This is a genomic window from Arthrobacter sp. PAMC 25486 (assembly GCF_000785535.1).
GTDB lineage: Bacteria > Actinomycetota > Actinomycetes > Actinomycetales > Micrococcaceae > Specibacter.
In genome coordinates this window covers 2,637,514-2,653,966 of record NZ_CP007595.1, presented here as the reverse complement: position 1 = coordinate 2,653,966, position 16,453 = coordinate 2,637,514, and the positions used below count along the sequence as shown (strand labels likewise).

Below are 16,453 nucleotides of genomic sequence, written 5' to 3'. Positions count from 1 at the left end.
TAGCCCGCAGAAAACGGCGAGGAATGGATGAAATCATCCATTCCTCGCCGTTTTCTGCGGGTCACTTTGTGGGAGGGCGGGGTAGCGCGAGGCTATACTCGGGCTGCGACCTCCGCCGCCGTGGGGTACGCCGTTTGGGTGCCCTTCCGGGTGGCCGCAAGCGCTGCGGCCACGGATGCGAAGCGGGCGGCCTCAGCCAGAGCGTCCCCGGCGGCAAGGCGTGCAGCCACGGCGCCCGTGAAGGCGTCGCCGGCCCCCGTGGTGTCCACGGCGTCAACCGTGGTGGGGGCAATGCGGACCACGGGTGCGGCCGTGTTGGAGGAATCCAGCACCACCGAACCCTCGGAGCCCAGGGTCAGCAGCACCTTGTGCAGTCCGTGCCGGGCAAACTCCTCGAGTGCGTCCTGCCAGGCGACGGCGGGGGAGTCGGCGGCAGGCATGTCGTAGCCGCCAAGGAATTGTGAACCCTCGTGGGCGTTGACCAGCAAAACATCGGTGAGCGCCGCCAGCTCCTGCGCAATGGGAGCGTAAGGGGAGAGGTTCAGCAGAACTGTTGCTCCGGCGTCGTGCCCTGCCTGCGCAGCCGCCTGGACCGTGGCGAGGGAAACCTCCAGGCACAGGCTGACCACGGCAGCGCCAGCGAACAGCGCGGGATCAATGTGGTCGGGGGCGAGCGTGCCGTTGGCGCCGGCGGAGATGATGATGGAGTTCTCGCCGCTGGCATCAACCGAAATGACGGCCACGCCTGTCGGTTCGGGGACGCGTGCAACATGGCTGACGTCGACGCCAGCTCCTGCCGTGGAAGCCACAAGCATGTCGCCATTGGGGTCGGCACCCACAGCCCCGATCAGGGTGACATTGCCGCCCAGGCGGGCCGCGGCAACAGCCTGGTTGGCGCTCTTGCCGCCCGGGTTCACAGCAAAATCGTTGCCGTGAACTGTCTCGCCGGGGGACGGCAGCCGCTCACAATAAATGGTCAGGTCGGCATTGAGTGAGCCGGCAACGACAATCTTGGCCGTGGTCATGGTGCAACCTCCGCGTCAACAGGTTTGGGAACTAGCAGGGAGGCGGCGAAGGCGGCGCCGGTGATGGCCAGGGCCACGATCACGACGGTCAGGTAGGAGCCGTTGCCGCCGAGCGGGGTGGTGGCCACCAGGATGGCCGGCAGGACGAGGAAGCTGAGGCCGGCGCCAAGGTTGAAGGCGCCCGCGTTCATGCCGGGCAGGAATCCCGGGTTTCCTTCGGGGGACAGCACCACACCAAGACCATTAAGCATGATGTTCACTGTACCGGCGTACATGATGCCCAGCAGCACGGTGCCTGCGATCATCCAGCCCAGGCTGTTCAGTCCGAGGAAGCCGATAATCGCCAACGCCGCAATGCTGCCCAGCAGACCGATCCGCAACATCATGGTGTAGCCAATGACCGGTGCCAGCCTGCCCGTGAAGGGGCCGAACAGCCAGCCGAGCAGCGCGTACGGCGTCAGGATCATCAGGCTCATCTGTGTTGCGCCGATGCCAAAGCCGGGGTCGGCTGCCTGCACAAACGCCGGCACAATGCCGTTGATGACGGCAAAGATGCCTGTCATTGTCAAGGTGGTGGTCAGCAGCGGTGCCCAGGTGGAGCGCTGGCGCAGGTGCACGATTTCCACCATGGGATGCGAGGACACCTTTTCCACCCGCCAGAAGGCCACGAAGGAGACGACGGCGACCAGGGCCAGTGCCAGCGAGGTCACCAGCGGGACGGTGGTGATGCCGCCCACCAGCTTCGTCGCCTCATTCAGGGCCGTCAGCAGCGCGCCAACGGCAATGACGATGAAGAACACGCCGAGCCAGTCCATCTTGGTTCCCTCGCCGGGCTTGCTTTCGCCGGCCAGGAACACAATCAGCACCACGGCGATTGCGGCAATGACAACCATGAGCCAGAAGATGCTGCGGAAGCCGAAGTGTTCGGCGAAGTAGCCGCCCACGAAGGAGTCGATGCCTGCGATGCCGCCGTTGACAGCGGTGATCAGGCCCATGAGGGCTCCGTAGCGCTTGGGGTCCTTCACGGCTGAGCGGAGCATGATTAGGCACAGCGGAACGGTGGGGCCGCTGACGCCCTGGATGATGCGGCCAACGAACAGCCAGGTGATGTCAGGGGCCATGGCTGAAATGACGGAGCCGATGCCCATCAGGACCATCATGCCCAGCAGCACCTTTTTGCGCCCGATGATGTCGCTCAAACGGGGCAGGAACAGGGAGAAAACTGCTGCTGCCGTGAAGAACCACGTCTGTGACAGGCCGATCGCGGCCTGGTCGGTGTTCAGTTCCTCGCCCATCGTGACCAGGGCAGGGCTGAGCATTGAGGCGTTGAGCTGGAATGCCACACAGGCGGTCAGCAGTGCCACCATGAGTGTGGCGACGGTGCCGTTCTTGCTGGTTTTTAGTGCGGGCAGGCTCACTGCTCAACCTCGCCAATGTTCACGAGTGCATCGGTGACCATGTTCCAGAACTTCTTGTGATCAAGTTCAACGGCCACACTGGTCTTGCAGTCGGCGGGGGCCGGGGCGCGGAAGTCGGCGACGGTCATGCCCAGGGTCAGCGAGCCTGAAAGCTCAATGTCAACGGGCACCTTCTGGGTGGTCATGACGGTGGGGTCAATGACATAGGCGACGGCGCACGGGTCATGGACGGGCGGGTAATCAAAGCCCTGGGCGTCCTTGTACGTCTGGGTGAAGAATTCCATCAGCTCCATGACGAACTTGGCCGGCTTGGTGCCCACTGCCTCAATCGCGGCAACCACCTCAGGGGTGGCCAGCGCCTGGTGCGTGAGGTCCAGGCCAACCATGACCACTTCCCAGCCGGCGTTGAACACGATGTGTGCCGCTTCCGGGTCAATCTTGATGTTGAATTCGGCCACGGGGCTCCAATTGCCCACGTGGTAGCCGCCGCCCATGAGGACAACTTCCTTCACCCGCTCCACAATGCGCGGTTCCTTGCGCGCGGCCATGGCAATGTTTGTCAGTCCGGCGGTGGGAACCAGGGTGATGGTGCCCGGCTCGTGCGCCATGACGAGTTCAATGATGAGGTCGACGGCGTGGCGCGGGTCGAGCGTGATCGTTGACTCGGGCTGCTGCGGGCCATCCATGCCGGACTCGCCGTGGATGTCGGGTGCGGTTTCGATGTTGCGCACCAGGGGCCTGTCGCAGCCGGCGGCAAAGGGGACTCCGGTGATCCCGGCGATGGTGCCGACGGACAAGGCGTTGCGGGTGACCTTTTCAAGGGTCTGGTTTCCCACCACTGTGGTCACCGCAAGCAGTTCAATGTTCGGGTTGCCATGGGCCAAAAGCATGGCCACTGCATCGTCATGGCCGGGGTCGCAGTCAAGAATGATCTTGCGCGGCTCGTTTGCGGCCTTCAGGGCCGGGGTGGCGGCGTTTGCGGGGGCAGTTTGCTGTTCCATGGTCACTTCTTCTCCACGTCGTTGGGGCGGCTCCGGAATTTTCCGGTGGTGCACGGTAGCTAAGTCTGGCACTACATGAAGTTAACGTCAAGCGCTTAACGTGAGCTGCGTTAAGCGCTTGATGCACTGCGGTTGCGCTGATCTTCCCTGGCGCCGGTACGATCGATCCATGCAGTCGCCACCAACAACCTTCGCCCGCGACCATGGCCCCCGCCGTGTCACGGCCGCCATGGTTGCCGCCAAGGCGGGTGTCTCGGCGGCAACAGTTTCGCTGGTGACCAATGGCAAGACCGCCGGGCGGGTGTCCACGGAGAACATCGCCAAGGTCGAGCAGGCGGTGGCGGAGCTGGGCTACGTCGTCGACGGGCTGGGCAGCTCTCTGGCCAAGGGGCACAGCAACATTGTGATCCTCGTGGCACCGGATGTCTCCAACCCGTTTTACGCCAAGGTTATCGCCGGTGTGAGGGAAGCAATTGGTGAGGACTTTGCCCTGCTGTTGTCGGTGACCGACGCCGGGCTGACGCCGGAACCCGCCGACGTGCGCCGCCTACTGTCCCTGAGGCCGGCCGGGCTGCTCATCGACGCCCCCAGTGCCCACTTCCTTGCCGAACTGCGGGCAACGGAACCCACGGTGTTGCTGGACGCGGCCGGGATTGCCAGCGATTCCCCGTCGGTGAACTTTGACATTGCGGGCGGCGCGCGCCTGCTGGCCGAACATTTGGCCGACCAGGGGCACCGAACTGTTGCCTATCTCGACAGCATTACCGGTACCGAAACATTCCGGGTGCGCCGTGTTGCGTTTGTTGCCGAAGCCCGCCGCCGGGGTCTTCAGGTGGCGGACATGGACGGCACCACCATTGACGTTGGCACTGCGGCCATGGCGTTTGCCAAGTCCTGGCCGAACCTAGCTGCACAAGGTGTCAGCGCCGTTGTTTGCGCCACCGACACCCAGGCCTACGGCGTCCTGCAGGAGGCCCGGGTGGCAGGTGTCGCCGTCCCGGGCGCCCTTGCGGTTACGGGCTTTGACGACCTGCCGTATTCAGAGACGTCGAACCCCGGTCTGACCACTGTTCACCTGCCGGCCCTGGAGATGGGCCGCTTGGCCGGCCGGCAGCTGCTGGCTCTCATGGGTGGCGGGCAGCTTGGCGATGCCCAGTTGATGCTTGAGGCGACGCTTGTGGTCCGCGGCTCCACCGTCAGCCAGTCCTAATCCCCAGGCAAATCGAGTACGCAGTTGTTGCACCGGAAAGCGCTTACTTTCGTGGAATCGGTCCAATAACTGCGTCATCGAATTCTTGGGGAGGGGTTTTGTCGGTCGGAAAAGGCGGCACGGAGGATTCACCCAGATTCACCTACTAAGCTGTTATCTCGTGAGCGCAGAAAATACCCTTACCCCTGAACCCAATGACTTCTCCGAGCAAATGCTCGTCCGTTTGGACAAGCGAGCCAAAATGCTTGAACGAGGCGAGCAGGCCTACCCGGTGGGGGTGGCCCGAACCCATACCTTGGAAGAAATCCGCGCCAAGCACCCCGCGCTCGAAGCCGACACGGCCACCGGTGACATCGTCGGCATCAGTGCCCGCGTCGTGTACGTGCGCAACAAGGGCAAGCTGTGCTTCGCTACACTGCAATCAGGTGAAGGCACCCGCCTGCAGGTCATGCTTTCCTTTGCCAATGTTGGCGAAGAGGCGCTCGCCGACTGGAAGTCGCTCGTTGACCTTGGGGACCACGTATTCATCAAGGGCGAGGTCATCAGCTCCCGGACCGGCGAGCTCTCCGTCATGGCCACCGAATGGGCCATGGCTTCCAAGGCGCTGCGCCCGCTGCCGGTCCTGCACGCCGATCTCTCCGAGGAAATGCGCGTCCGCCGGCGTTATGTCGACCTGATTGTCCGGGACAAGGCCCGTGAGCAGGTGCGGATGCGCTCTGCCATCGTCAAGGCCATCCGGGACACGCTGCACGGCGAAGATTTCATTGAGCTGGAAACACCCATTCTGCAGCTCATTCACGGCGGCGCCTCCGCCCGCCCGTTCCACACCCACCTGAATGCCTTTGACCAGCCCATGACGCTGCGCATCGCCCTTGAGCTTTATCTCAAGCGCGCAGTGGTTGGCGGCATCGACAAGGTATTTGAGCTGGGCCGCATTTTCCGCAATGAAGGCGTTGATTCAACGCATAGCCCGGAATTCACCATGCTGGAACTCTATGAAGCTTATGGCGACCAATTCACCATGGCGCAAATCATGCAGCGAATGATTCTTGCCGCGGCCGATGCCGTGGGCTCACGAACCATTACCACCGAGCGCGGGGATATTAACCTCGACGGCGAATGGCCCTGGCTTCCCGTGTACCAGGGACTCTCCGACGGCGTGGGCGTGGAAATCACGCCGGAAACCACTGCGGAGGAATTGCGGGCCATTGCCGAAAAGCATGACGTCAGCATTGACCTGGACTGGGATGCTGAGAAGCTGGTGGTTGAATTGTTTGGCGAAATCGTCGAGCCAACTATTATTCAGCCCACATTTATCTGCGATTACCCGCCGTCGGCCCAACCACTGGCCCGCCCGCACCGGGACAAGCCCAATTTGATTGAGGCATGGGACCTGATCATTGATGGCACGGAAACCGGAACTGCCTTCTCTGAACTTATTGACCCCGTCATCCAGCGCGAACGCCTGACGCGGCAGTCCCTTGCGGCTGCCGCAGGCGATCCCGAGGCCATGCAGCTGGACGAGGACTTCCTGCGCGCCCTTGAATACGGGGCCCCGCCCATGGGTGGCCTTGGTTTGGGCATTGACCGGCTGGTCATGCTCTTTACCCGTGTTGGCATCCGTGAAGCCATCCTCTTCCCCTTGATGAAACCAGAGTAGGAGCGGCAAAGTAAATGGAATATGTTGCGGTTATCCTGCCTTCTTTAGGCGTAGGTGCACTTTTTTACTTCGCCATGAAGGCAATTTTCAATGCGGATAAGTCGGAGCGTGACGCGTTGGCGCAGGCCGAGCATGAGGCTGATGCCAGCGGAGAAGCGAACACATAAACCGGAATCAGCGACGGGCCTTTGACGTGAATGAATTTTCCCTACATAATTTGTTCTGAAGTATTCATCAAATCTATGTGAGGCGATTACCAACCATGGCACAGAAAATTCACATCACACTCGTGGACGACATTGACCATAGTCCGGCTGATGAAAATGTCACTTTCGGTTTGGACGGCATCAATTACGAGATCGACCTGACCGCAGGGAATGCCCAGGCTTTGCGCGATGCACTGAGCAAATACATTGCTGCCGGCCGTCGTGTCGGCGGACGCGCAGTGCGCGGCCGTGGCCCCGCTGCAGCACCCAAGGGAAACAGCGATGTAGCGGCGATCCGTGCGTGGGCACGCGACAACGGCTACACAGTGCATGAGCGCGGCCGCATCCAGGCCGAGATCCGGGACGCGTACTACGCAGCCCAGGGCGGCCAGGCGTAGGCTTTCTGCCCAAGGCGAGCCAATGCGACGGCGAGAGAACCTCACGAGGTGATCTCGCCGTCGTACGTTAACAACCACAGCAAACGGTGCCGGCGCCAATTTGCTATTTCCCCTGTGGCGAACATGCCCCCATAGCGACCGGGTACTGCGTAGCATCAAAGTACGCAGTAAAAGGAGTGTGGCGAAATGTTTGAGCGATTTACTGATCGAGCCCGACGTGTTGTTGTGCTGGCCCAAGAAGAGGCCCGCATGCTCAACCACAATTACATTGGCACTGAGCACATTCTGCTCGGCCTCATCCACGAGGGTGAAGGTGTTGCCGCCAAGGCCCTGGAGTCCTTGAACATTTCCCTTGACGGTGTCCGGGAACAGGTCCAGGAAATTATTGGACAGGGACAGCAGGCCCCCAGCGGTCACATCCCGTTCACCCCGCGCGCCAAGAAGGTTCTTGAACTTTCACTGCGTGAGGCCCTGCAACTGGGCCACAACTACATCGGCACGGAGCACATTCTGCTCGGGTTGATCCGTGAAGGTGAAGGCGTTGCCGCGCAGGTGCTGGTGAAGCTTGGTGCTGATCTGGGCCGTGTGCGCCAGCAGGTCATCCAACTGCTCTCCGGCTACCAGGGCAAGGAGCCTGTCGCAAGCGGCGGCAACCAGCCCGAAGGCCAGCCTGCCGGCTCGGTTGTTCTTGACCAGTTTGGCCGGAACCTGACCCAGGCTGCGCGCGAAAACAAGCTTGACCCAGTCATTGGGCGCGAGCACGAGATGGAACGCGTCATGCAGATCCTCTCCCGCCGCACGAAGAACAACCCTGTCCTCATTGGTGAGCCCGGCGTGGGCAAGACGGCGGTTGTTGAAGGTTTGGCGCAGGCCATCGTGCGTGGCGACGTGCCCGAGACCATCAAGGACAAGCAGCTGTACACCCTTGACCTGGGTTCCCTCGTGGCCGGCTCGCGCTACCGAGGTGATTTCGAGGAGCGCCTGAAGAAGGTTCTCAAGGAAATCCGCACCCGCGGGGACATCATCTTGTTCATCGATGAAATCCACACCCTTGTGGGTGCCGGCGCCGCCGAGGGAGCCATCGACGCGGCCTCGATCCTGAAGCCAATGCTGGCCCGCGGCGAGCTGCAGACCATCGGTGCCACCACGCTGGACGAGTACCGCAAGCACATTGAGAAGGATGCTGCGCTCGAGCGCCGTTTCCAGCCCATCCAGGTGCAGGAACCAACAGTTCCGCTGACCATTGAGATCCTCAAGGGACTGCGCGACCGCTACGAGGCACACCACCGCGTGTCCATCACAGACGGTGCCCTGACTGCTGCGGCAACGCTGGCGGATCGGTACATCTCGGACCGCTTCCTGCCGGACAAGGCCATTGACTTGATTGATGAGGCAGGTGCGCGCCTGCGCATCCGCCGCATGACGGCCCCGCCGGAGCTCAAGGCCATGGACGTTGAAATTGCTGCCGTCAAGAAGCGCAAGGAAGACGCCATTGATGCCCAGGACTTTGAGGGTGCCGCTGCGTTGCGCGACGACGAGCAGAAGCTCATCACCGCTCGTGCCGACAAGGAACGGCTGTGGAAGTCCGGTGGCCTGGATGAGATCTCCGAGGTCGACGAGGAACTGATCGCCGAAGTCCTTGCCAATTCCACCGGCATCCCCGTCTTCAAGCTGACCGAGGCCGAGTCCACGCGTCTGCTGAAGATGGAAGACGAAATCCACAAGCGCGTGATTGGTCAGAACGAGGCCATCAAGTCCATCTCGCAGGCCATCCGCCGCACCCGTTCGGGGTTGAAGGATCCCAAGCGCCCCGGTGGCTCGTTCATCTTCGCCGGACCCACAGGTGTTGGCAAGACCGAGCTGGCCAAGGCTCTTGCCGAGTTCTTGTTCGGCGATGAAGATGCACTCATCACCTTGGACATGTCCGAGTACTCGGAGAAGCACACCGTGTCCCGTCTGTTCGGTGCCCCTCCGGGCTATGTTGGCTACGAAGAGGGTGGGCAGCTGACCGAGAAGGTCCGCCGCCGTCCGTTCTCCGTGGTGCTCTTCGATGAGGTTGAGAAGGCGCACGCGGACCTGTTCAACTCCTTGTTGCAGATCCTGGAAGATGGCCGCCTGACCGACAGCCAGGGCCGTGTTGTTGACTTCAAGAACACCATCATCATCATGACGACCAACCTGGGAACGCGCGACATTTCCAAGTCGATCGCCACCGGGTTCCAGTCGGGTTCGGACACTCAGACCGGGTACAACCGGATGCGGGCACGGGTCACGGAAGAACTCAAGCAGCACTTCCGCCCCGAGTTCCTGAACCGTGTTGATGACGTTGTGGTGTTCCCGCAGCTGACACAGGACGAAATCATCGAGATCGTCGACCTGATGATTGCACGCCTGGAGGGCCGCCTGGCTGACAAGGGCATGGGCATCGAGCTCACGCCCGCAGCCAAGATCCTGCTCGCCACCAAGGGCTACGATCCCGCCATGGGTGCCCGGCCGCTGCGCCGCACCATCCAGCGCGAGATCGAGGACCACCTCTCCGAGAAGATCCTGTTCGGCGAGCTGAAGGATGGCGACATCATCAGCGTGGACGTTGAAGGCGAAGGCGACGACGCAAAGTTCACCTTTGTGGGCACCGCCAAGCCGCATGTGCCGGAAGCCATTACAGCCTCTGCATAAAGAGTCACCAAGAACGGCACCTTCCTACGCGGGAGGTGCCGTTTTTGCGTGCCGGGTGATGCCGGTTTGCCTGCTGTGCGGTCACTGGCTCTGGCGGGATGCCGGCTTCAGGCATAGCGTGGGAAACGTGGGCAACTTCCTGCGGCGCAACAGTGCACCGGTTCCGGATCGGAGGATGGCTCATGCCCAGCGGCTGCGAAGCGGCACGGAAATCGAAAGAACCATGTTTTTCAGCGATGCCGTGTTTGCGATCGCCATGACGCTGCTGGTGCTCGATTTGAAGCTGCCGGCCATGGACTCAGGAACGACGGCGGCCGAGCTCCGGGACGTGCTGTTGGACCAAGTGGGGCCATTTGCTGCGTTCATCCTGAGCTTTGTCCTGGTGGGCAGGCTGTGGATGAACCACCACCGAAAGTTTAAGGCCATCAAGAACTACGACCCCGCCCTGCAGAGCATCAACCTGCTGGCACTGTTCTTTGTGGTCTTCCTGCCCGTGCCAACCTCACTGCTGTTTCAGGCCAACGCACAGAGCCCGTGGCCGCCGGTTATCTACGCGCTCACCATCTCCGGCAGTTTTGTGAGCTTGAGTTGGCTGTGGGCCCACGCGCACAAAGCAAAACTCATGCACGACTGGGTCGATGCGGCCCTGCACCGCATGATCCTGCACGGCACCGATCCCGTCTGGGCGGTGTTCCTGCTCTCCATCCCCGTAGCCTTCCTCAGCCCCGTCTGGGCCATGTACTCGTGGATCCTGATCTGGCCCGTTTCCATGGTGCACGGGAAATGGCAGTTGGCAAGATTCCTCCGGGACGAGCAGACCGGGCAGGCGGACACTTCCAAAAATGCCGCCCATGAGCCATAGACTGAAGTGGTGACTGTAGATACTGCCCGCTCCACCATTGTCCTCCGGCCCGCCCGCACCTCGGATGTGCATGCCATCAAGGACCTGGTGGCGCCACTGGCCGAGCAGCGCATCCTGATTTCCAAAGAGTCGGTCACCTACTTTGAATCCATCCAGGAATTTCTCATCGCCGAGGTGGACGGGCAGATAGTTGGCTGCGGGGCCCTGCACGTCATGTGGGAAGACCTGGCGGAGATCCGGACCCTCGCAACCGCCGACGCGTGGCGTGGCAAGGGTGTTGGCCGGGCGCTTGTGGCAAAGCTACTGGAGAACGCCGCCACCCTGGGCGTCAACCGGGTGTTCTGCCTGACCTTTGAAGAAGACTTCTTCGTCCGCAACGGCTTCACCATCATGGCCGACCAAAGCGTCGTGGACCCCGCCGTCTACTCCGAGCTGCTGCGTTCGGCAGACGAAGGCATTGCGGAGTTCCTTGACCTGGCCCGGGTAAAGCCCAACACCTTGGGTAACACGCGAATGATCCGCCAGCTCTAGGCCCTGTTCCGTCTCTGGACTGGGCCCGGGAAATTCCCGCAGCGGCAGCACCCGGACTTTCTCGGTGGTTGGCGGCGGACATCCCTACCGACGGGCATGTGTGCCGGGTAGTGTTCACAGTGGGGCCGCAACGAGGCCGCCCACAAATAATCGCTGCGTGATTTCGAAGGGTTTCGTCATGAAAAAGCTCATCAATGATCCCAAGACTGTTGTCAATGAGTCTATGGAAGGGTTTGGCCAGGCCCACGCCCGCCACGTTATGGTTCACCCCGACCCCCTGTTTGTCACCCGCCGGGAAGCCCCGCGCGAAGGCAAGGTTGGCCTGGTCTCAGGCGGCGGCAGCGGCCATGAGCCCCTGCACGCAGGCTATGTGGGCTTCGGCATGCTCGACGCCGCCGTGCCCGGGGCCATGTTCACGTCCCCCACACCCGACGCCATCATTCCGGCGACGATCGCCGCCAACTCAGGGGCCGGCGTCGTGCATATCGTGAAGAATTACACCGGCGACGTGCTGAACTTTGAGACTGCCGCCGAGATGGCCGAGGCGGAAGGCGTGAACGTGCGCACCGTCCTGGTGAACGACGACGTCGCGGTGGAAGATTCGCTGTACACGGCCGGGCGCCGCGGCGTGGCCGGCACCGTCCTGGTTGAGAAGATCGCCGGGGCCGCCGCCGAACGGGGGGACAACCTCGACGCCGTCGCCGCCATCGGCCAGCGGGTCAACGACAATGTGCGCAGCATGGGCGTGGCCCTGTCCGCCTGCACCGTCCCGCACGCCGGGGTTCCCAGCTTTGAACTTGCCGAGACCGAAATCGAGATCGGCATCGGCATCCACGGCGAGCCCGGGCGGCACCGGATCCCCATGGAAAACGCCGACGGCATCACCGAGCGGCTCCTGGAACCCATCCTCACCGACCTCAAACCGAGCGCGGGCGAGAAGGTGCTGCTCTTCGTCAACGGCATGGGCGGCACCCCCGCCAGCGAGCTGTACATCGTGTACCGGCACGCGGCCAAGGTGCTCGAAGCGGCCGGCCTCGTCGTGGAACGCTCGCTGGTGGGCAACTACATCACCGCCCTTGAGATGCAGGGCTGCTCCATCTCGGTGCTGCGTCTCGACGACGAAATGACCGAACTGTGGGATGCTCCCGTGGACACGCCGACACTGCGATGGGGAATGTAAATGAGCCAAACACTTGATGCCGCCTGGGCCGTGCGCTGGCTGCGGTTCTCCGCGAAAGTCGTTGCCGAGAACCGTGTGGCACTGAGCGAACTGGACCGGGCCATTGGCGACGGCGACCACGGCGAGAACCTGGACCGCGGCTTCAGCGCCATTATTGAAAAGCTCGACGGCGAACCGCCCGCCACCCCCGGTGCCGCGTTCAAGCTTGCCGCCATGACCTTGATGTCGAAGGTGGGCGGGGCCGCCGGGCCCCTGTACGGCACGGCCTTCCTGCGCGCTGCAACGGCCGTGGGCGATGCCGCCGAACTGGATTCCGGCACACTTGCTGCCGCCCTGGCCGCCGCCCGCGATGGTGTGGTCGCCCGCGGCAAGGCAGCAGTGGGGGAGAAGACCATGATCGATGCCTGGACCCCGGCCGTCGACGCCGCAACGGAGGCTGCCGGGGCAGGTGCCGAACCGGACGCCGTGCTTTTGGCAGCCGCTGCTGCTGCCGAGTCGGGCGCCGTGTCCACCGATCCGCTCATTGCCCGCAAGGGCCGGGCCAGCTACTTGGGGGAGCGGGCCATCGGCCACCGGGATCCCGGCGCCGCATCCTCCGCGCTCATCCTGCGCGCCGCCGCACAGGCAGCAGGTGAGGGCGCATGAGCGTCGGATTGGTGATCGTCTCCCACAGCGCCCAGCTGGCGGCGGGCGTCGTTGAGCTGGCGGCCCAAATGGCGCCAAATGTTGTGCTGGTTCCCGCCGGTGGCATGGACGACGGCGGCATCGGGACCTCGCTGGAAAAGGTCATGGCTGCGCTGGGGCTGGCCGATACCGGGGACGGTGCGGTGGTGCTGACCGACCTTGGCTCGGCCGTCATGACGGCCGAGTCGGCGCTGGAATTCCTGGGCAGCCCCGAACTGGTCAGCCTGGCCGATGCCCCCTTGGTTGAGGGTGCGGTGGCTGCGGCGGTGGCCGCCCAATCTGGTGCATCCGTTGATGTTGTGTGCAAGGCCGCCGAGACTGCGCTGACACCCGGTGGTGTGCCTGCCGCGGCGGAGGCTGTGCCAACGGCGGCGGGTGGGGCATCCGCCGTCGAACAGCAGGACAAAGAATCCCAGGGTGAAGGCGCGGTGACTGCCGTGCTCACCCTGATCAACCCCATGGGCCTGCACGCGCGGCCGGCGGCGGCGCTGGCCGGTGAGCTGGGCGCCATGGACGTTGAGATTGAGATCAACGGGGCGGACGGGCAGTCGGTCATGATGCTCATGACGCTCGGTGCGGCACAGGGCACCGACCTGAACGTGAGCGCCACGGGGCCGGATGCGCAACGCGCCGTGGACCTGGTGCGCCGCGAGGTGGAGGCCGGCTTCGGCGAGCTCTGAGGGTTCCGTCGGCGGCGGGAGCTGGCCCGTCAGGCAGGCAGGTGGTAGCCGGCGGCCGAGTGCTGGGCCAGGCCGTCCGTCACCAGGCCGGCGAGGGCACGTTCCAGCTGCGGAGCGTGCGTGTTCAATGCGTGCAGTTTATCCAGTTCCTTGGTGACCTCGGTGTGGCGCCTCGCGGCGTCCGCGTTCCACAGCAGGTCCGCGTGGACGGGTGAACTGGCGGCTCGCAGCACGGCCATGACGGCTCCGCGCACCTGCCTGTCGGTGCCGGCCCACGGCTGGCCCTTCGGGATGTAGGTGGGTTCGGGCTGGCCGGCGGCAATCCAGGCACACTGCTCAAACACGGGGCACTCATTGCATTTGGGGCGCCGGGCCGTGCAGATCAACGCCCCGAGTTCCATCACACCGGCGCTCCACAGCACAGATTCGTCGCGGTTTTCCGGCAAGAGAGCTGCGGCCAGCGCCATCTCAGCCGCCGTCAGCGCGGGTGCGGGGAGGGCCTGGCCAATGACGAGCCGGGCGTGCACGCGCCGGATGTTGGTGTCGACAACGGTTGTGCGGCGGCCAAAGGCAAAGGCGGCGACGGCGGCAGCCGTGTACGTGCCCACACCAGGGAGTTCCAATAGCTCGTCGTAGTTGTCGGGGACGTCCCCGCCATGCTTTTTTACTATCTCCGCGGCAGCCGCGTGCAGGCGCAGGGCGCGGCGCGGGTAACCGAGCCTGCCCCAAGCCCGGAGGACATCAGCTGCCGGTGCGGCAGCAAAGTCTGCCGGTGTTGGCCAGCGGTCCAGCCATTCCTCCCACACTGGCTGGACCCGCACCACCGGGGTTTGCTGCAGCATGATCTCGCTGACGAGGATGCCCCATGCCGAGCAGTCGCCGCGCCACGGCAGGTCCCTGGCTTCGCGCTGAAACCACTCGGTGATGCGTGCGTGCAGGACGCTGTGGGGCACGTTGGGCAAGGCAGGATGGGGCATCGGTTTCCTTGGACTGTGGGACGGGTGATTGGGTGCGGGCTGCGGCGTGGCGTGCGGGTCAGCCGGTCGGTTGGCCCTTGGACGTCAGGGGCACCCTGGGTTGGGTCTTGAGCAATTCGCCCGGATGGACACCCAGCCCATCGGCGAGTTTGACGATGGCGTCCAGCGTGGGGTTGCGCCGTCCGCTTTCCAGGCCGCTGATGTAACTGCGGTCCATCCCTACGCGGCGCGCAAAGACCTCCTGCGTCTTCCAGACGCTGTTCCTGCGAAGTTTACGGAGGTTGGTCCCAAAAGCTGTGTAGTCAGGAGAAACGGTCACGCTTTTGGCTCCTTCGTTTTGTGGATTATAGGCACCAATTAGCTGCCTTGTGATAGTCTACCCACACCCGATCCACACTCCTTAACCGGCAGCATTCTGTCCGGTTTTTCTTGTTTCAAGCGGCTGTCGCGAAGTGTCAAGATGGACGTGGCTGGATCGCGGGGGCCGCTCTTGGTTGCCTCCACTATTCGATTCGTTCTGGCCATGACCAACGCCAGCCTTGAAGCAATTCAGGCACGATCGAAGAGGAATCTCTCAATTGAACCAGCGGCATCTCCGTTCCATGCTCACCGTCGCAGTCACCGGCCTGCTCGCCGTCACCCTGGCTGGATGCCAGGGAAACTCCGCGGAACCCGAGGCGAGCCAGCCAGCCCCGACCGCGTCGAGCCCGGCCCCCACCAGCGATAGCCCGGCCCCCACCCCAACCCTCGTCTTTGACCCGAAACTTGAGGTGAGCCAGGGAAGCGAGAGCTTCGAGATCACCGACAATGCGGGGTCGGTGGTGACGTTCAAGGTCGCCTACCCCGTGGCTGCGGTGACGGGGGTGGACCCAGAGATCGCTGAGAAGTTTGCTGCCGCGGTTGCCGGACACCAGGACGAGGTCGTTGAAAGCGCGAAAGCGTACTCCAGGATCACACTCGACGAGTGCCAGGTGACGTGCGAGCGTGAGGCGACGAACGCCGTCGAGCATGCCGGTGTTTACAAGGAATACGGCACGGTGGCCAGCACGAGTGCATACATGTTCGGCACAAGGGACCGCAACGCGGGGGTGCATTCGGCGACGATGAACCTCAAGACAGGGGAGTTGGCCGAGCTGTCGGACTTCATGGACCTCGGTGACGCGCAGGTACTGGGGCTGGCCACGGCCGCGCTGGCAACGACGGAGAACTGGACCTATTGCACCGATGCTGCGGCGGAGTACCTTGCCGGCGCCGGAGCCTTCAGCCCCACTGATGAAGGTGTGCTGCTGCTGTGGGTCGTCAACGGCACGAACACGGCGCAGTGCGGGGTGGAAAGCGTGACGGTGCCCTGGCCGGGAGCCGGCGACTCAGCCGAAGCGCCCATGCAAGAGCCTGCCGAAGAGTCAACCGAGGCCACGAAGGCCGCTGCGGAGGAACAGCCTGCGCCAGTACCGGCAGCCGTGGTACCGGCAGCACCGGCAGCTGCGGATATCGACGGTCGGTGGTGTCCCACACCCGAAAGTGCGGCGTCGGATGGTTGCGTAGCTGTTGCCCTGCCAAACGCCAGCTATGAAAACAGCGCCCTGGTCAGCCAGATCCGCCATATGGGGGAAGCGGACGGAGGCTTCTTGTTCGTGGGGGACGGCGCACCATTTGGCACGTATTACCCCGCCGGCGTCGCCATCGATCTGCCCTCCTATTACGCCGGGGGTGACCTGCCCGAGCAGGACCGCATCTGGAACGGCCAGACCGCAACTATGATGCTGCGCGCGTCATGACAAACAACCACCTTGTGGGGCACCGGCGGCGTGGCCACCCTGATCAGGCTCGGGCAGAAGGTCGACAGCGTGAATGAAGCCGATGCGCTCGCAGTTGCCGGCCCCTTCATCACCATTGCCGCCTTCGCAGGCTTCCTGGCCATCGCGCTGGTGCGCATGGCGGCGGC

16 protein-coding genes are annotated in these 16,453 nt (G+C 63.4%); 11 read left to right on the top strand and 5 right to left on the bottom strand.

Annotation, left to right across the window (positions count from 1 at the left end; all coding sequences use genetic code 11):
• Positions 1-92: 92 nt before the first annotated feature.
• Genes art_RS12205 through art_RS12195 form a run of 3 tightly spaced genes read right to left on the bottom strand, consistent with a single transcriptional unit; the run spans position 93 to position 3,444 of the window.
• On the bottom strand, positions 93-1,025 hold the full coding sequence (locus art_RS12205; RefSeq protein WP_038465262.1) for a ribokinase: 933 nt from the start codon (positions 1,023-1,025) through the stop codon (positions 93-95).
• Positions 1,022-2,392 carry an MFS transporter gene (locus tag art_RS12200; RefSeq protein WP_052136959.1) on the bottom strand — a complete coding sequence of 457 codons (1,371 nt, stop codon included), beginning with the start codon at positions 2,390-2,392 and terminating at the stop codon, positions 1,022-1,024. Before art_RS12200 ends, art_RS12205 begins: the two co-directional genes overlap by 4 nt.
• Positions 2,393-2,439: 47 nt before the next feature.
• Positions 2,440-3,444, bottom strand: coding sequence for a nucleoside hydrolase (locus art_RS12195; RefSeq protein WP_052136958.1), 1,005 nt, complete (start codon positions 3,442-3,444; stop codon positions 2,440-2,442).
• 169 nt (positions 3,445-3,613) lie between these two features.
• Between art_RS12195 and art_RS12190 the strand changes: the two genes are divergently transcribed.
• The 10 genes from art_RS12190 (at position 3,614) to dhaM (ending at position 13,531) form a co-directional block, all read left to right on the top strand.
• Positions 3,614-4,654, top strand: coding sequence for a LacI family DNA-binding transcriptional regulator (locus tag art_RS12190; protein ID WP_038465257.1), 1,041 nt, complete (start codon positions 3,614-3,616; stop codon positions 4,652-4,654).
• 211 nt (positions 4,655-4,865) lie between these two features.
• Positions 4,866-6,314: a lysine--tRNA ligase gene (gene lysS / locus art_RS12185; RefSeq protein ID WP_052136385.1), complete on the top strand. Its 1,449-nt coding sequence runs from the start codon at positions 4,866-4,868 to the stop codon at positions 6,312-6,314.
• Between the two features lie 14 nt (positions 6,315-6,328).
• Positions 6,329-6,481, top strand: coding sequence for a hypothetical protein (locus tag art_RS22595; RefSeq protein WP_173425235.1), 153 nt, complete (start codon positions 6,329-6,331; stop codon positions 6,479-6,481).
• 95 nt (positions 6,482-6,576) lie between these two features.
• Positions 6,577-6,918, top strand: a complete 342-nt coding sequence (locus art_RS12180) for an Lsr2 family protein (protein ID WP_038465253.1) — start codon at positions 6,577-6,579, stop codon at positions 6,916-6,918.
• Between the two features lie 186 nt (positions 6,919-7,104).
• Positions 7,105-9,594: an ATP-dependent Clp protease ATP-binding subunit gene (locus art_RS12175; protein WP_038465251.1), complete on the top strand. Its 2,490-nt coding sequence runs from the start codon at positions 7,105-7,107 to the stop codon at positions 9,592-9,594.
• A 223-nt stretch (positions 9,595-9,817) separates the two neighbouring features.
• Positions 9,818-10,456, top strand: coding sequence for a TMEM175 family protein (locus tag art_RS12170; protein WP_038469953.1), 639 nt, complete (start codon positions 9,818-9,820; stop codon positions 10,454-10,456).
• Positions 10,457-10,465: 9 nt separating this feature from the next.
• On the top strand, positions 10,466-10,987 hold the full coding sequence (locus tag art_RS12165; RefSeq protein WP_038469950.1) for an amino-acid N-acetyltransferase: 522 nt from the start codon (positions 10,466-10,468) through the stop codon (positions 10,985-10,987).
• A gap of 178 nt (positions 10,988-11,165) precedes the next feature.
• Positions 11,166-12,167, top strand: a complete 1,002-nt coding sequence (gene dhaK, locus art_RS12160; protein WP_038465249.1) for a dihydroxyacetone kinase subunit DhaK — start codon at positions 11,166-11,168, stop codon at positions 12,165-12,167.
• A complete protein-coding gene (gene dhaL / locus art_RS12155) occupies positions 12,168-12,812 on the top strand; it encodes a dihydroxyacetone kinase subunit DhaL (protein ID WP_038465247.1) in 645 nt (214 codons plus the stop codon).
• Complete coding sequence (gene dhaM, locus art_RS12150; protein WP_038465245.1) at positions 12,809-13,531, top strand: dihydroxyacetone kinase phosphoryl donor subunit DhaM; 723 nt, start codon at positions 12,809-12,811, stop codon at positions 13,529-13,531. Before dhaL ends, dhaM begins: the two co-directional genes overlap by 4 nt.
• 29 nt (positions 13,532-13,560) lie before the next feature.
• Here dhaM and art_RS12145 read toward each other — a convergent pair whose 3' ends face one another.
• Both art_RS12145 and art_RS21695 read right to left on the bottom strand, forming a co-directional pair.
• A complete protein-coding gene (locus tag art_RS12145) occupies positions 13,561-14,508 on the bottom strand; it encodes a Fe-S cluster assembly protein HesB (protein ID WP_052136379.1) in 948 nt (315 codons plus the stop codon).
• Between the two features lie 58 nt (positions 14,509-14,566).
• Positions 14,567-14,827, bottom strand: a complete 261-nt coding sequence (locus art_RS21695; protein WP_082000263.1) for a helix-turn-helix domain-containing protein — start codon at positions 14,825-14,827, stop codon at positions 14,567-14,569.
• A 259-nt stretch (positions 14,828-15,086) separates the two neighbouring features.
• Between art_RS21695 and art_RS12135 the strand changes: the two genes are divergently transcribed.
• A complete protein-coding gene (locus art_RS12135) occupies positions 15,087-16,286 on the top strand; it encodes a hypothetical protein (RefSeq protein WP_157875250.1) in 1,200 nt (399 codons plus the stop codon).
• Positions 16,287-16,453 lie beyond the last annotated feature (167 nt).

Coding starts and splice junctions, on each gene's coding strand:
- art_RS12205 (WP_038465262.1), bottom strand. CDS start 1,025: ATGACCACGGCCAAGATTGTCGTTGCCGGCTCACTCAATGCCGACCTG.
- art_RS12180 (WP_038465253.1), top strand. CDS start 6,577: ATGGCACAGAAAATTCACATCACACTCGTGGACGACATTGACCATAGT.
- art_RS12170 (WP_038469953.1), top strand. CDS start 9,818: ATGTTTTTCAGCGATGCCGTGTTTGCGATCGCCATGACGCTGCTGGTG.
- dhaK (WP_038465249.1), top strand. CDS start 11,166: ATGAAAAAGCTCATCAATGATCCCAAGACTGTTGTCAATGAGTCTATG.
- dhaL (WP_038465247.1), top strand. CDS start 12,168: ATGAGCCAAACACTTGATGCCGCCTGGGCCGTGCGCTGGCTGCGGTTC.
- dhaM (WP_038465245.1), top strand. CDS start 12,809: ATGAGCGTCGGATTGGTGATCGTCTCCCACAGCGCCCAGCTGGCGGCG.
- lysS (WP_052136385.1), top strand. CDS start 4,866: ATGCTCGTCCGTTTGGACAAGCGAGCCAAAATGCTTGAACGAGGCGAG.
- art_RS12145 (WP_052136379.1), bottom strand. CDS start 14,508: ATGCCCCATCCTGCCTTGCCCAACGTGCCCCACAGCGTCCTGCACGCA.
- art_RS12190 (WP_038465257.1), top strand. CDS start 3,614: ATGCAGTCGCCACCAACAACCTTCGCCCGCGACCATGGCCCCCGCCGT.
- art_RS22595 (WP_173425235.1), top strand. CDS start 6,329: ATGGAATATGTTGCGGTTATCCTGCCTTCTTTAGGCGTAGGTGCACTT.
- art_RS12175 (WP_038465251.1), top strand. CDS start 7,105: ATGTTTGAGCGATTTACTGATCGAGCCCGACGTGTTGTTGTGCTGGCC.
- art_RS12195 (WP_052136958.1), bottom strand. CDS start 3,444: ATGGAACAGCAAACTGCCCCCGCAAACGCCGCCACCCCGGCCCTGAAG.
- art_RS12200 (WP_052136959.1), bottom strand. CDS start 2,392: ATGGTGGCACTGCTGACCGCCTGTGTGGCATTCCAGCTCAACGCCTCA.